This is a genomic window from Arthrobacter sp. UYCu512 (genome assembly GCF_040547075.1).
Taxonomy (GTDB): Bacteria; Actinomycetota; Actinomycetes; order Actinomycetales; family Micrococcaceae; genus Arthrobacter.
On record NZ_JBEPPA010000008.1, the window covers coordinates 1 to 14,548 of the forward strand.

Consider the following 14,548-nt stretch of genomic DNA (forward strand, 5'->3'; position numbering starts at 1 on the left):
ATGAATCCAGCGGGTCCGGCTTGGTCTGTCAGGAGTACTTCGGGAACACCCCCCACCCCGGATGGGTCACCCGGGAACCGTCACCAACCCGTTACTTATCTCGGGCCCAAGGCCCGGGCCGCCGCTCCGATAACCGCCCCGTCAATTCGGCCCTAGCGGCAGGGCCAAAGGACCTTAGTGGGTGCCGCCCGGGAGGTCTAGTCTAGGGATAAATCCTGAGTTCAGGACATTCTTTTGCTTCGGCTCTTTAGGCGGGCACAGCACTTGCCAAAGAACGCCGGGAGCGCCCGCAAAGTCTCTATTCACCTCGCGCTGGAGTTGACATGGGTAGTGTTGGTTTGCTTTACGTTGGAGCAGTTCTGTTTATCAACGGGCTGATGCTTTTGGGGGTCATCCCGGGGAAGTCTGCGGCAATCCTCAATTTTTTTGTTGGCACCATGCAGGTGGTGTTTCCGACGATTATCATCCTTCAGGCCAACAACGATCCCACTGTTATCTTCGGTGCGGCCGGTCTGTATCTGTTCGGGTTTACCTACTTGTATGTAGGGATCCTGCAAATGACAGGAATCAGCGGCGAAGGCCTGGGCTGGTTCTCGCTGTTTGTGGCAGCCTGTGCCGTTGCGATCGGAGTCCTGCAATTTACCTTGGTGGCGGACCCGGTCTTTGGCATCATCTGGTTTGTCTGGGCCGTCCTCTGGTTCCTCTTTTTCCTGGTCCTCGGGTTGAAGAAGGATTCGCTCACCACCATGACCGGTTGGTTCACCGTCTTCATCAGCCACCTGACCGGCACCATCCCCGCGTTCTTCCTGCTTCTTGGCCGCTATGAGACCAACAACGGGTATGCGGCCCTGGTTGCCGCGATTGCCGCGGTGGCCCTGGCCGCGGCCTACTTCCTCGGCCGGAAGGCGATGCGCAACAGGGCCCTGGCGCCCCAGCCCACCAATGTGGCCCGGACCGCTTAAACATCCCGTACGGGGAATAGTCTCCCACCCGGACAAGAGAGGACCCGGCCATGGCCACCTACGAATACCGTTGCCCATCCCATGAGGTTTTGTTCGAATCGCAGCACCCGATCGGAGAGGCGCCGGAGACCGCAGTATGCCCGGCCTGCGGCGGCGTATCCCGCCGCGTCATCAGCAGTCCCTACCTTTCACGGTCCGGGTCAGCCGCGTTCAAACTTATCGACAGCACCGTGCGCAGCGCCGCCGAACCCCAGGTGGTGAACTCCCGCATTCCGGGCGCCCCCAAGAGGGTCCAGCCATACACCTCCAACCCGTTACATCAGAAACTACCGCGGCCCTAGGAATCTAAGAAGCGGAACCTAGTCAAAGGAGACACAATGCCCGCAAAGATATTTAACCTTGACTCGTCAAAGAAGTTCGAGGACCAGGAGAAAATAGGCCATAACCGATGGCATCCGGAAATCCCTGCCATTGCCACGGTCAAGCCTGGTGAGTCGTTCCGGGTGGACTGCCGGGAATGGTTCGACGGCGCGATCGTCAATGACGACTCGGCAGACGATATCCTGAATGCTCCCCTGCTGACCGTCCATAAACTCAGCGGCCCCTTCGCCATCGAAGGCGCAAAACCAGGGGACCTGCTGGTGGTTGATATTCTCGACGTTGGTCCCATTCCGCAGGAAGATTCCGGCCCGCTCGCCGGGCAGGGCTGGGGCTACACCGGTATTTTCTCCAGAAACAATGGTGGCGGATTCCTGACCGATCAGTTCCCGGACGCTTATAAGGCCATTTGGGATTTCACCGGACAGATCGCAACATCGCGGCACGTTCCCGGCGTTTCCTTTACCGGGCTGATCCACCCGGGACTGATGGGCACGGCGCCGTCGGCTCAACTGCTCGCGAAGTGGAACAAGCGCGAAGGTGACCTCATTGCCACCAACCCCAACCGCGTCCCACCCCTGGCGCTGCCGCCCGAGGCCGGGCACGCTGTACTCGGACACCTGCCCGAGGCGGATTTTAGCCGGGTCGCAGCGGAAGCGGCCAGGACTGCCCCGCCGCGTGAAAACGGTGGAAACCAGGACATCAAGAACCTGTCCAAGGGCAGCCGGATCTTCTATCCGGTCTTCGTTGACGGCGCCAACCTCTCGTTGGGTGATCTGCATTTCTCCCAGGGCGACGGCGAAATCACCTTCTGCGGCGCCATCGAAATGGGCGGTTTTATAGACCTCCGGGTGGACATCATCAAAGGCGGCATGGACACCTACGGCGTCAGCGAGAATGCCATCTTTATGCCCGGCAACGTCGACCCGCAGTTCTCGCAGTGGCTGGCCTTCTCCGGAACGTCGGTGACACTTGACGGCGAACAGCGCTATCTGGACTCGCACCTGTCCTACCAGCGGGCTTGCCTCCACGCCATCGATTATCTGAAGAAGTTCGGCTACAGCGGAGAGCAGGCCTACATGATCCTGGGAGCCGTGCCCATTGAAGGCCGGCTCTCCGGTGTTGTGGATATCCCCAACTCCTGCTCGACTGTCTACATCCCCACAGCCATCTTCGACTTCGATGTCACACCGTCGGCTGCGGGCCCGCACAAGATAGATCCCGGCATGGGCGTGCCCATGTCCCGGAACGGCTGATCGCCTGGGCCGGGGCGCCCGCGGCGCCCCGGCCCACAGCACACCCAGCGTCACCCGGCCCGCCGCCGGAGGGAGCCGGACCGCCATCTTGGGCACGCTGGGTTGAGGCCTGCGCGGGCGCCGGCTCGCCCGTCAGCCGCAGGTCCGGGATCCGCCGCCCCGCTACTCTGCTGACGGCCGTTGCCGCTGCCGTTTTGTCGCCGAGCGCTGTTCCTTTGCCGCGAGTCGCCGGCGGTTGGAACCCCGCGTCGGTTTGGTGGCGCGGCGCCGCGCAGCCTCGGGCGCAAGGCCGCCTGCTATGAGGCCGGCGAGCTTTGCCAAGGCGATTTCGCGGTTGCGCAGCTGGGAACGCCGCTCGGAAGCGGTAACTGTGATGCTTCCGGCGATGAGGCGGGAATCCAGCCGGGTGACCAGCATCAGTCGTTGATCGTCCGAAAGCACCGCGGAGGCGACGACATTCCACGTGAGCTCGACGCGGCTGTCCGAGGTGTTGACGTGCTGACCTCCCGGGCCGGACGAACGCGAGAACCGCCAGCCCAGTTCCGCCGCGGGAATCGTGAGCGCGGCCGACACCTCCAGATCCATCCGCTAAGCCTCGCACAATATCGGCGCAGTTGGAGCCTCGCCATGGGCGAATCCACGGTCCCGGCAACGGCGGTCGGTGTCCGGGCCTGCGCCAACCAGCGAGCGGGTGTTATGCCCGACAAACACTTGCACAATACGTTAGCCAAGGCTAACGTATTAATTGTGCCTGATCTTCTGGAAGTTGCCACGGAGCCAACCAGGCGGGCACTGCTTCGACTCTTGGCAGCGGGGGAGAAAACGGTAACGGAGCTCTCCGCAAACTTTCCTGTGAGCCGCTCTGCGATCTCGCAGCATCTGTTGCTTTTATCCGATGTCGGTCTCGTCTCGGCCCGAAAGGACGGCAGGAACCGGTACTACGGTTTGGACTCCTCGGGGATGGTCCGGCTGCGTGAACAATTCGACTCCTTCTGGACCAACGAACTGGATCTGCTGGTCGCTGACGCCGGCCGGCTCCGCCCACCTTCACGGCAAGGGAAGAACTGATGTCCTACACAAAAACTGTTTTCCTCCCGGTTGACCCGGATACCGCCTTCTTGCTCATCACGGAGCCTGAACGGCTTCGCCGTTGGAAGGCCGTCGCGGCCAGGGTCGAGCTTCGCATCGGTGGAAGCTATCGCTGGACCGTTACCCCGGGACATGTGGCGCTGGGGACGTTTGTGGAAATCGAGCCGGGTAAACGTGTCATCTACACCTGGGGATGGGAGGGGGACACCCAGTTGCCGCCGGGTGCCTCGACTGTGACAGTGACCCTGGAAGCGGTCGACGGCGGAACGACTGTCCAGCTGATCCACGACGGGCTAACCGCGGAGCAGGAGATCGGCCACGCCCAAGGCTGGAACCACTTTATGGCGCGACTCGTACTTTTGGCCACGACCGGCGACGCCGGTGCCGATGACTGGGCGGCAGCCCCGGATCCGATCGATGAGCTTGCCAGCGCCGAAGCCACCCTCGCCGTAGTCCAACGCATTCTCCGCGGACTCAAGGACTCTGACATGGGAGCCCGCACGCCCTGCGCAGGCTTCACCGTGGAAGGCCTCCTGAACCATCTCTTCGGGTCGATTGCATCGATCGGCAGTGCACTCGGTGTTTCCGTTCCTGCCCAGCCGACGGCCCCGCCCGAGGTTAGAATCGCCGACGCAGCGCAAATCATCCTGGAAGCTTTCCGGGCCCGGGGCCTGGCGGGAAGCGTGGACATGGGCTTCGCGGAACTTCCCGCCACGATGGTGGCAAATATCCTGAATGTGGAATTCCTGGTCCACGCCTGGGACTTTGCGAAGGCCACCGGGCAGGAGCTCACCGTCTCGCCGGTACTCGCGGACTACGTGCTGGGCCTTGCCCGGAACACGATCAGTTCTCACCAGCGCGGCGGCGACTTCGCCCCGGGGACGCTTGTCGATGAGTCGGCGGCGAGCATGCAGCGCCTCGTTGCGTTCACCGGCCGTGAGGTCGCCGGCATCTGATAAGCCAACTCACGGCAGGAGCACACAATGCCAGGGCGGCCGCATCTGCTGCATCCCTTGCACAATCCCGCCTCCTAATAGTTCGCACGGGCGGGGCGGTCTCAGCGTCCATGCCGGGCCGTTCGAAAGGCGAACGCAGATGAAAGGACATGTTATGAGCAAGTTCATCTATCTCTACAAGGGTCCGGCCACACCGATGGACCAGTTCACCCCGGAGCAGTCAGCGGAGCAGACTGCCGCCTGGGGCGGCTGGGTGGAGAAAATCGGGCCGGCCCTGCTCGATATTGGCGCACCGTTTACGCCTTCCCGTACAGCGGTGGTGGACGACGGTGCCGTGGCGGACTCTTCGGATCTGAACGGCTATTCGATAGTCGAAGCCGAAAGCCTCGCGGCGGCTAGAGCCCTGGCGGACGGACACCCCTTCCTGTCCGAGCGGAAAGGGACGTTCACCTTGGAGATCTTCGAGCTCGGCGAGATGTAGCGCCGCAATGAGTGGTGCCCCGGCGAACCGAGCGAGCTGCGTGCGGGTTTCCTCCGCCCGCTTCTCTGGCTCTCATCGAGCAAGGAGACGAGAATGGCCTGGTGCCAGCCGCTCGCCCCGCCGGGGACGGCAACCCGATGAACGCCGCCGCCCTAACGATTCAGCGCATCTATCTGACGTTGACGCTGGGCAATACCCTTGCGGCCTCGTTCATATGGGGGATCAACACCCTCTTCCTGCTCGATGCCGGGCTGAGCAACCTTGAGGCTTTTGCCGCGAACGCCTTTTTCACCGCCGGGATGGTGCTGTTTGAAGTGCCCACCGGTGCGATCGCCGATGGCTGGGGACGCCGGGTTTCCTTCCTGCTCGGCACCGTCACGCTGGCGCTATCCACCTACCTCTATTACCTGCTGTGGCAGCTTTCCCCCCCATTCTGGTTGTGGGCAGTGGTCTCCGTTGTGCTCGGCTTGGGATTCACCTTTTTCTCCGGCGCGGTGGAAGCGTGGCTCGTCGACGCGTTGCGGTTTTCCGGATACGAAGGCGACCTGGAGACGGTACTCGGCCGGGGATTGATGGTCTCGGGCATCGCAATGCTTGCTGGCTCGGTGGCCGGCGGTGTCATCGCCCAGGCCACCAACCTCGGCGTGCCGTTTATGCTGCGGGTGGGAGTGCTGATGGTGATGTTCGTTGTGGCCTTTAGGCTCATGCACGACGTCGGGTTCACTCCGGAACGGAAGGGACACCCGCTTCAGGCGACCCGTGCCGTACTCTCCGCCTCGATTGAGAACGGCTTGAAGAATCCGCCCGTCCGGTACGTGATGTTCGCCGCGCCGTTCAGTGCCGGCGTCGGGATCTATGTCTTCTACGCGCTCCAGCCGTACCTGCTGGAGCTTTTCGGCGACCCGCACGCGTACTCCGTGGCCGGGGTGGCGGCGGCAATCGTGGCAGCTGCCCAGGTGATTGGCGGTTGGTTGGCGCCACGGCTGCGGCGCCTTGTGGAGCGGCGGACGACCTTACTCATTCTGAGCAGCGTTATGGGGGCGGTAATCCTGGTCACTCTTGGGTTTATCCAGGTGTTCTGGGTGGCCCTGGTGCTGCTGGCACTCTGGGCCCTGGTAACGTCCGCGGGCACCCCGGTGCGGCAGGCTTACCTCAACGACATGATCGCCTCGCGGCAACGGGCAACAGTGCTTAGCTTTGACTCGCTGATGGGATCAAGCGGCGGTGTGGTGGTGCAGCCGATGCTCGGCCGGGCAGCAGATGTGTACGGCTACTCCGCGTCGCTGGCGGTCGGCGGCATCATCGGGCTAGTCGCCGCGCCTTTCCTGCTGGCCAGCCGCCGCCAGCGCCACCGGGCCGATCAGGCCGCCGCGCCGACCGATTCCGCGCAGTAGTGATTCCGTGCAGTAATGATTCCCGCGGCCCGCGCGTGCTCTGCGTTGATCACCAGCAGGCAATAGTCATTTTGGCGCGGATCCAGGGACCGCCCCGCTTTCTGGCAGGTCCCGGACACCTTACGTTGAGCAGCCCTTCGGGCCTAGAGTTGGGCTTCAATAACCACGGCGACAGGAGAGTCACATGATTACCCTGCAGATCGAACACCAGGTCCGGGACTTCGGCATGTGGAGGAGGGCTTTCGACAGTGACCCGCTGGACCGGGCCGCTTCGGGAGTGCGGTCGTTCCGGATTTCGCGGCCGCTGGACCAAGAGGACTACGTCATGCTGGAGATGGATTTTGATACCCAGGAAGAGGCTGTGGATTTTTTGGGCCGTCTGCAGAACGACACCTGGAAGACCGGTGTGACGGCTCCGGCGTTGGTTGGAGAGCCCTCGACCAGGATTATAGAGATGGTAGCCATTAAGAAGGTGGCAGCCCGCTGAGGCGCCACAGTTAGTCTTGGAGTATGACTGCCACAGCTTCCTCACCTGTCAGCTTTGACGGCCGTTTTGCCCGGGAGCTGGGGGAAATGTCCATCCCCTGGCAGGCGGACGAGGCCCCGGACCCCCGGCTCGTGGTCCTCAACAAGCCCTTGGCCGGAGAGCTTGGCCTTGATCCCGCCTACCTTCGCGGTTCCGATGGGCTGCGGCTGCTGATCGGCAATCTGGTCCCCGACGGTGCGACTCCTGTGGCACAGGCCTATACCGGCCACCAGTTCGGCTCGTTGGCCCCTCGGCTGGGCGACGGGAGAGCGCTCCTGCTCGGCGAATTGATGGACGTGGAAGGCCGTCTCCGCGATGTTCATCTCAAGGGCTCCGGGCGCACCCCTTTTGCCCGCGGCGGCGACGGACGGGCAGTGCTGGGGCCGATGCTCCGCGAATACATCGTCAGTGAAGCGATGCATGCCCTGGGCATCCCCACCACACGGTCCCTGGCGGTAGTGGCCACCGGGCAGCAGGTGCAACGCGAAACGATGCAGCCAGGGGCCGTGCTGACGCGGGTGGCAAGCAGTCATCTGCGGGTGGGCAGCTTCCAGTACGCCAGGGGGACAGGGGACATCGGCCTGCTGCGGCGGCTCGCCGACCACGCCATCACCCGCCTCCATCCCGCCGCGGCCGCAGCCAGGCGCCCCCATCTGGCCTTGTTCCAGGCAGTGATCAGCGCCCAGGCGTCGCTGGTTGCGCAATGGATGTTGGTGGGGTTTGTTCACGGCGTTATGAATACCGACAATATGACAATCTCCGGCGAGACCATCGACTATGGCCCCTGCGCCTTCCTGGACGCCTTTATTCCGGCGACGGTCTTCAGTTCGATTGACGAGACCGGACGTTATTCCTACCGCAACCAGCCCGCCATTGCGGAGTGGAACCTCACGCGGCTCGCAGAGTCCCTCTTGCCGCTCTTCCACGACGAGCAAGAGCAGGCGATCGCCCTGGCGCAGGAGTCGCTCGCCGGTTTCCGGCAGCAGTACGGCGCTGCCTGGTCGGCCGGGATGCGGGCGAAGCTTGGCTTGGCTGCCGGCGTCGAAGACGATGTGGCTGCCACGATGGTGGATGAGCTGCTCAGCATCCTGCAGGCCGGGCGTGCCGACCACACCGCCTTCTTCCGAAGCCTTGGTGCTGCCGCCCGCGGCAACACCGGGCCGGCGAGGTCTCTGCTTCCCGACCCGGCGGCTTTCGATGCATGGGTGGAGCGTTGGAGTGCCGAAGATCCGGACGCGGATGCAATGGACCGGGTCAACCCCGCCTATATCCCGCGCAACCACCTCGTAGAGGACGCCCTCGCGGCCGGTACCGGCGGCGACCTCGCACCGTTAGGGCAACTTCTGGCCGCGGTGACCAACCCCTTCGTCGAGCGCCCGGGCCTGGAACGCTTCGCTGCCGCGCCGCCGGTCGAGTTTGGCCCCTACCGGACCTTCTGCGGAACCTAGCACCTCGCCACCGGCCGGTCTGCGGGTTCATTGCTGGCGTCCGGCGCCAGGTCCTCCGCGGCCCTGCCGGGGACTGGCGAGTCCGTTTCAGCGGCGATACCGAGGATACCCCCGTCAGTATTTTGACTACCCCCGGGGGTAACTGGGAGACTCGTGGCGTAGAACGGCCTTCGGCAGAATCGGCCGCTTGCCAGATACCCCCGGGGGTATTAGTGTTAAACCTAGTTCACGGGGACACCCCGACACATGACGAAGGAGAGCACATGCTTCTGGAACGCATTTACGACGAGGACCTTGCCCAGGCCAGCTACCTGATCGGCTGCCAGGCCAAGGGCGAAGCGGTAGTGGTGGACGGCCGCCGCGACATCGCGGTGTACCAGGCACTTGCTGCGAAAAACGGCATGAAGATCGTGGCCGTGACCGAGACCCATATCCACGCCGATTACCTCTCCGGCACCCGTGAGCTCGCCGCCGCTACCGGCGCGAAAATCTACGTTTCCGGGGAAGGCGGACCGGACTGGCAGTACGGATTCGACGGCGAACGGCTGCTCGATGGCGACAAGATTGTTCTTGGCAACATCAGCATCCAAGCGCTGCACACCCCGGGCCACACGCCGGAGCACCTGTCCTTCCTTGTAACGGACGGGGCGTTCAGTGACCATCCCGGGTACCTGCTCTCCGGCGACTTCGTCTTCTCCGGCGACCTGGGCCGGCCGGATCTGCTGGATGAGGCCGCCGGCGGTGTGGATACCCGATTCGCAGGAGCCAAGCAGCTCTTCACCAGCCTGCGGGAAAAGTTCGTGACCTTGCCTGACTACGTCCAGGTCCACCCTGCCCACGGGGCGGGCAGCGCCTGCGGAAAAGCCCTCGGCGCAATCCCGTCCAGCACTGTCGGGTACGAACGGCGCTTCGCCTGGTGGGCCCCGTACCTCGCGGCGAATGACGAGCAGGGCTTCATTGACGAGCTACTCGAGGGCCAGCCGGACGCGCATGCGTACTTTGGCCGGATGAAGCGCGAAAACCGGCAGGGACCGGCGCTACTGGGCGCCCGCGCACCGCTGCAGGAGCTCACCCTGGCGACGGTCGCCACCGATCTCGCCGCCGATACTGTGACATTCGTTGACACCAGGCCCAACGACCAGGTTCATGAAGGTACCGTCATCGGCTCTGTGAACATCCCGGCCGGGAAGTCCGTGGCCAGCTTTGGAGCCTGGGTGGTCAACCCGGAAACGGACAAGAACCCGCTGGTGTTGCTGGCTCCGGACCAGGCTTCCGCGCAGGAGATGTGGGACCATCTGGTCCGCGTCGGCATTGACTCGGTGGCCGGCTATGTCACCGGCTTCGAGGGTCTGCCCGTCAGCATTCCGAAACTCATCCAGCCGGAGGAACTCGCGGGCTTCGACGCGGCCATGGTCCTGGACGTCCGCAACCGCACCGAACACGCGGCCGGACACATCCCCGGCTCGCACCAGCTCAGCGGCGGCCGGGTGATGTGGAACCTCGACCAGCTCCCCGCCGAAGGAACCATCGTGAGCTACTGCCAGAGCGGCGTCCGGAACTCCGTCGCGGCCAGCGCCCTGCGCCGCGCGGGCTACGACGTCGTGGAACTGGACGGCAGTTACGCCGCCTGGGTATCGCGGCAGCCGCTGGATGCGGTCTCAGCGAGCTAGCTTCACACCCTGACACCGCCGTCGGCGGCCCTGGCGACAGGGCCGCCGTCGGTCTTCTGCTCAAACCACGTGAGGCATGCTGATGTCCGGCACCACCGATTCACGCCTGCAGCGGCGCAGCCCCAGCGGCATCACGTTGGGGCTGCGGCAGAACCTTGCGCAGTTTATGCTCCTCGTCGCAGTTAATGCCCTCGTCGGAGGAACCCTGGGCCAGGAACGCACAGTGCTCCCGCTGCTGGCCGGGCAGGTCTTCCACCTCGGCCTCTACACCAGCGCGTTGACGTACATCCTGGCCTTTGGCCTCGCCAAGGCCGCCACCAACTATTTCGCGGGCACCCTCTCGGACCGCTACGGCCGCAAACCCATTCTGATAGCCGGCTGGATAGTTGCTCTGCCGGTTCCGCTGATGCTTATTCTTGGGCCGAGCTGGGGCTGGATCGTCGCCGGCAACGTGATCCTGGGCATTAGCCAGGGCCTCACGTGGTCCACCACAGTCGTGATGAAAATGGATCTGGTGGGACCATCCGGGCGCGGGCTGGCGATGGGCCTCAACGAAGCCGCCGGCTACCTCGGCGTCGCCGGCACCGCCCTCGCCACCGGCCACATCGCCGCCACCTACGGTCTGCGGCCCGGGCCCTTCCTGCTCGGCGCCGCCTACATCGCTCTCGGCCTCGGGCTGTCGATCTTTGCCGTGAAGGAAACCCGGGACTACGCCGGGGTCGAAGCCGCCAATCACACGGCCCACCGCAAAGCGGCCGGCGCCGAGCTGAGCAACCGCCAGATCTTCGCGTTCACCAGCTTCCAGGACAAATCCCTGTCGTCGGTAAGCCAGGCCGGCATGATCAACAATCTCAACGACGGCCTCGCCTGGGGACTCTTCCCCGTTATGTTTGCCGCCGCCGGACTGACGATCGAAAAGATCGGTCTTCTCGCTGCGGCCTATCCCGCCGTCTGGGGTGCGGCGCAACTCTTCACCGGTGCATTGTCGGACAAATACGGGCGCAAAGGGCTGATCGTCGGCGGCATGATGGTCCAGGCCGCCGCCCTGGCAGTGATCGCCGTCGGCCATGACTTCGCCACCTGGCTGACCGCCGCCGTTCTTCTCGGTCTCGGAACTGCCATGGTTTACCCGACCCTGCTTGCGGCTATCGGAGATGTCGCCCATCCCCGGTGGCGGGCCAGATCGGTCGGCGTCTACCGGCTTTGGCGCGACGGCGGCTTCGCTGTCGGCGCACTGCTCTCCGGCATCGTCGCGGACGCCATGGGCATCCCGGCCGCCGTCGGCGTCGTTGCAGGACTCACAGCGCTGTCCGGACTGTTTGTGGCTGTGCGTATGCGCGGCGCCGACCATCACGGCGGCCGGGTGCCCGCACCAGTCCGCGGCCCGAACGCGGCGTGACACAATCAACACAGCGCCAGCGATGGCCTCCCGTGGACTGCTGCGGTTAGCGGGCCGTGCGGACCGGAGCGAAAGGAGCGCCGTGATCAGCCCGACCCACCCTCACTGCGGAAGCAACAAAGAGTCAGCGGCCGGAACCGCCAGCAACCCGGCGTATCCTCAACTGCGTCTCAATATCGAGGCCCTGGACAACAACATCCGAGTCATGGCGGCCTGGTGCCAGGAGCGGGGAGTTGAACTTGCTCCCCACGTTAAGACAACGATGTCCGCGCCAATCATCAACCGCCAGGTGGCTGCCGGGGCCGTTGGCGTCACGGTTGCCACCCTGGATCAAGCGCAATTGGCCATCGGCTGGGGACACCAGCGCGTCCTCGTCGCCAACGAGATCGTTGATCGGCACGGCCTCCTGCGCCTCCGTACCCTGCTGGAGGAGGATTCCGGTCGGCACATCTGCTGCTTCGTGGATTCTGCTGCCGGTGTTGCGGCGGCAGCCGAAGTCTTCGCCGGGGCCGCCGCAGGCCTTGAGGTGCTGATTGACGTCGGCACTCCCGGCGGGCGCACAGGCGTCCGGAACCTCCCGCAGGCGCTGCGCCTGGCCGAGTTGATCCATGGCACCGCGGGACTCCGGCTCGTCGGTGTTGCCGGCTACGAAGGGGTAGTACCCAACAGCCGGACCCAGTCGACGCTCGACGCCGTCGACCGGCACTGCCGGCTGGTGCGGGACGCGTATTATGCTGCCGCGAAATACTTCGACACAGTCGCTCCCATCTACACCATGGGCGGCTCCGCCTTTCCGGACCGCGTTGCCGCTCACCTTCCCGACGACAGCCAAGTGCCCGGCACCCGAACGATCCTGCGCTCCGGCTGCTACGTCACCCACGACCACGGGACCTACGCAAGTGTCAGTCCGGTTCCGGGGCTGGTGCCGGCACTTTCGGTCCGGGCCGTCGTAGTGTCCGTTCCCGAGGCGGGAACCGCCGTCGTCGGCGCCGGCAAACGGGACCTTCCCTACGACGCCGGAAAGCCGGTCTTCCTGGCGGCCCTGACTGCGGACGGCGGCCCACGAGACGGCGCAACAGCCCTGGTGCGGACCCTTTTTGACCATCACACCGTCCTGGCCGAAGCGGAGGGCCTTTCCGTCACGGATGTGGTCGACTTGGGGATCTCCCATCCGTGCTCTGCTTTCGATCGATGGCCAGAGTATGTGGTCACCGACGGCAACGGACAACCCACCGGGGTATGGCACACCGACTTCAACAGATCGTCCCTGGCATCGCCCCCGGGCAGCTAGGGCGGTGTGCTGGCTCGCCGGCCCAGGGGCACAGCTAGCGGCCGAGTCCGCGGCCCAGCGCCCGGGACAGGAGGAGCCGGACGGACTGGGCTACTGACTCGCGCCGGCACGGCCCGTTCCAGATGATGAAATTAGCGTGACGCTGCGCTCCGGGGCGGTCATTGAGCAAGGTGGCGTCCCTGATCGCCTGGAGTGTCCCGGCTGCCAACGGAAGCGGCGCTTCGTCTGGATGCCAGGTCGAACCGAGCGGGAAGTCCCGAAACGGGCGGGCTGGCATTTCGATGTGCGCACCAAGAACAGCAGCGACCGGATGGGCCGCAGCGAAATCGCAGAGCGTACGCAGCGAATGCTGAAAGGCCGGAAAGTCCTGCACGTAGAGCCGTCCCGGGTAGACGGTGTCCCCGGTGAGCAGGATGCCGGTGTCCTCGTCATAGACGGCGATGGCGGACGGATGATGGCCGGGGACGGGGATCAGTTCAAGAATGCGTCCGCCGAGGTCAAACCGGGCCGTGCCGTGCGGCCAATCGTGGATTCCGAAAAACGCGGCGACGTGCTCGGCACTGTGTCCCACGAGCCTTGTCCGGTGCCGGCCGGTAAACTGCCCGTCTGCGGAAATGTGATCTCCATGGGCGTGGGAGTGGGCAACAACGAGTTCGTAACCGTCGTGGGGGTGTTCGTGCAGCCAGCGGTCAATAAGGGTGTCCACCGTTGCACGCAGCGGAAACCTGGTGGGGTCCGCCGTCGCGCCCGTATCAAGAAGGAAGGCGCGCTCGTCGCCGAACAGCAGGTACAGGAACGGAGCTTCGAAATTGTCGGTGATGTTTTGCCGGAGCACTATGGTGTTCGGTGCGGCCCGGTGGACCTGGATTGGCGGTGCGGTGCGGCTGGGCCGCGATCGGGTTCCCTCGTACCAGCGCACGTCAAGATCGAGTTCGGTCATGGCGTTCCTCGGTGGTCATCGCTAGGTTTCATGTAGGTACATTACTGTCAGCTGGCTACCGGGCGGGGACGCACTCCCGCTGCCGGGTAGTGTGACGAGGCCGGAACAACCAGGGGGCCGACGACGGCTGGGGCAGAGAACCCCGGTCTCAGAGGGTTCTCAAGCGTCGCCGACCCCGTCTCGCACCGGGCCTCGCGGCTCCGGCAAGCAACTGGGGCCAGCCACCTTGAGCAATGTGGGAAGGGCGCCGCCCCTACTACTATTGAACACCCTTCCGGTCGAATCGGGGAGACCCGCTGGTGTCCGGAAGTGTTTTGTCGGCTGGCGGTCCGAGCGCGACAGCAGGGCGGCCCGGACGGCGCCTTTCACGGCGACAGCACGTCAGGGGTGGCGCCGAGCGCACACTCCTGGTCGCTGCATTGACGGGCGCGCACCCGCCAATCGGGCTGCTTGGAAGCCACGGACCGTTCATCTTTCCAAATCGGAATGACCCGTGAGCCGCATTCCGGACACGGCGGCTCCACGTGGGCACGCCTTTGCGCTTTGTTCATGATTTCCCCCAAAGAAACTTCCCCGAATCTAGCCTTAACGCCAACGAATGTACAAATCAATTGCTGTCCGTAATTCTTTGGCAACAGTCCCGCACTGGCTCGTGCCCGGGCCTTATCGGGGCTAATCTCTGGTGAGGGGGAATACCAGGGCACTCCTGTCTGTTGAACACCTATCCGACAAGCATTCCGTAGAAGAGAGAAACACCC

General features: G+C 64.3%; 14 protein-coding genes. 12 read left to right on the plus strand and 2 right to left on the minus strand.

The window, feature by feature from the left end; genetic code table 11:
• Positions 1–323 precede the first annotated feature (323 nt).
• The 3 genes from ABIB49_RS09880 to fmdA are packed head-to-tail and all read left to right on the plus strand — an operon-like array spanning position 324 to position 2,596.
• On the plus strand, positions 324–962 hold the full coding sequence (locus ABIB49_RS09880) for an AmiS/UreI family transporter (RefSeq protein WP_226774326.1): 639 nt from the start codon (positions 324–326) through the stop codon (positions 960–962).
• A gap of 50 nt (positions 963–1,012) precedes the next feature.
• On the plus strand, positions 1,013–1,303 hold the full coding sequence (locus tag ABIB49_RS09885; RefSeq protein ID WP_226774327.1) for an FmdB family zinc ribbon protein: 291 nt from the start codon (positions 1,013–1,015) through the stop codon (positions 1,301–1,303).
• A gap of 36 nt (positions 1,304–1,339) precedes the next feature.
• A complete protein-coding gene (fmdA, locus tag ABIB49_RS09890) occupies positions 1,340–2,596 on the plus strand; it encodes a formamidase (RefSeq protein WP_226774328.1) in 1,257 nt (418 codons plus the stop codon).
• 162 nt (positions 2,597–2,758) lie between these two features.
• Here fmdA and arfB read toward each other — a convergent pair whose 3' ends face one another.
• Positions 2,759–3,181, minus strand: coding sequence for an alternative ribosome rescue aminoacyl-tRNA hydrolase ArfB (gene arfB, locus ABIB49_RS09895; RefSeq protein ID WP_226774329.1), 423 nt, complete (start codon positions 3,179–3,181; stop codon positions 2,759–2,761).
• A 111-nt stretch (positions 3,182–3,292) separates the two neighbouring features.
• On the opposite strand from arfB, the gene ABIB49_RS09900 reads away from it, so the two are divergent.
• The 9 genes from ABIB49_RS09900 to ABIB49_RS09940 all read left to right on the plus strand — a co-directional run bounded on the left by ABIB49_RS09900 (position 3,293) and on the right by ABIB49_RS09940 (position 12,850).
• Entirely contained in the window at positions 3,293–3,664 is a 372-nt protein-coding gene (locus ABIB49_RS09900; RefSeq protein ID WP_226774358.1) for a helix-turn-helix domain-containing protein, read from the plus strand.
• On the plus strand, positions 3,664–4,641 hold the full coding sequence (locus ABIB49_RS09905) for a TIGR03086 family metal-binding protein (RefSeq protein ID WP_354157015.1): 978 nt from the start codon (positions 3,664–3,666) through the stop codon (positions 4,639–4,641). The genes ABIB49_RS09900 and ABIB49_RS09905 overlap by 1 nt, the downstream gene beginning before the upstream one ends.
• Positions 4,642–4,795: 154 nt before the next feature.
• On the plus strand, positions 4,796–5,122 hold the full coding sequence (locus tag ABIB49_RS09910) for a YciI family protein (RefSeq protein WP_226774331.1): 327 nt from the start codon (positions 4,796–4,798) through the stop codon (positions 5,120–5,122).
• A 137-nt stretch (positions 5,123–5,259) separates the two neighbouring features.
• Entirely contained in the window at positions 5,260–6,516 is a 1,257-nt protein-coding gene (locus ABIB49_RS09915) for an MFS transporter (protein WP_354157060.1), read from the plus strand.
• Between the two features lie 184 nt (positions 6,517–6,700).
• On the plus strand, positions 6,701–7,003 hold the full coding sequence (locus ABIB49_RS09920; RefSeq protein WP_226774332.1) for a hypothetical protein: 303 nt from the start codon (positions 6,701–6,703) through the stop codon (positions 7,001–7,003).
• 23 nt (positions 7,004–7,026) lie between these two features.
• On the plus strand, positions 7,027–8,490 hold the full coding sequence (locus ABIB49_RS09925) for a protein adenylyltransferase SelO (protein ID WP_354157016.1): 1,464 nt from the start codon (positions 7,027–7,029) through the stop codon (positions 8,488–8,490).
• 263 nt (positions 8,491–8,753) lie between these two features.
• Positions 8,754–10,160 carry an MBL fold metallo-hydrolase gene (locus ABIB49_RS09930; RefSeq protein ID WP_354157017.1) on the plus strand — a complete coding sequence of 469 codons (1,407 nt, stop codon included), beginning with the start codon at positions 8,754–8,756 and terminating at the stop codon, positions 10,158–10,160.
• 82 nt (positions 10,161–10,242) lie between these two features.
• Entirely contained in the window at positions 10,243–11,559 is a 1,317-nt protein-coding gene (locus ABIB49_RS09935) for an MFS transporter (RefSeq protein ID WP_354157018.1), read from the plus strand.
• An 82-nt stretch (positions 11,560–11,641) separates the two neighbouring features.
• Complete coding sequence (locus ABIB49_RS09940; RefSeq protein ID WP_226774336.1) at positions 11,642–12,850, plus strand: alanine racemase; 1,209 nt, start codon at positions 11,642–11,644, stop codon at positions 12,848–12,850.
• 34 nt (positions 12,851–12,884) lie between these two features.
• Here ABIB49_RS09940 and ABIB49_RS09945 read toward each other — a convergent pair whose 3' ends face one another.
• The gene (locus tag ABIB49_RS09945) at positions 12,885–13,790 is read right to left on the minus strand and encodes an MBL fold metallo-hydrolase (RefSeq protein ID WP_354157019.1); all 906 of its coding nucleotides are present in this window, start codon (positions 13,788–13,790) and stop codon (positions 12,885–12,887) included.
• Positions 13,791–14,548 lie beyond the last annotated feature (758 nt).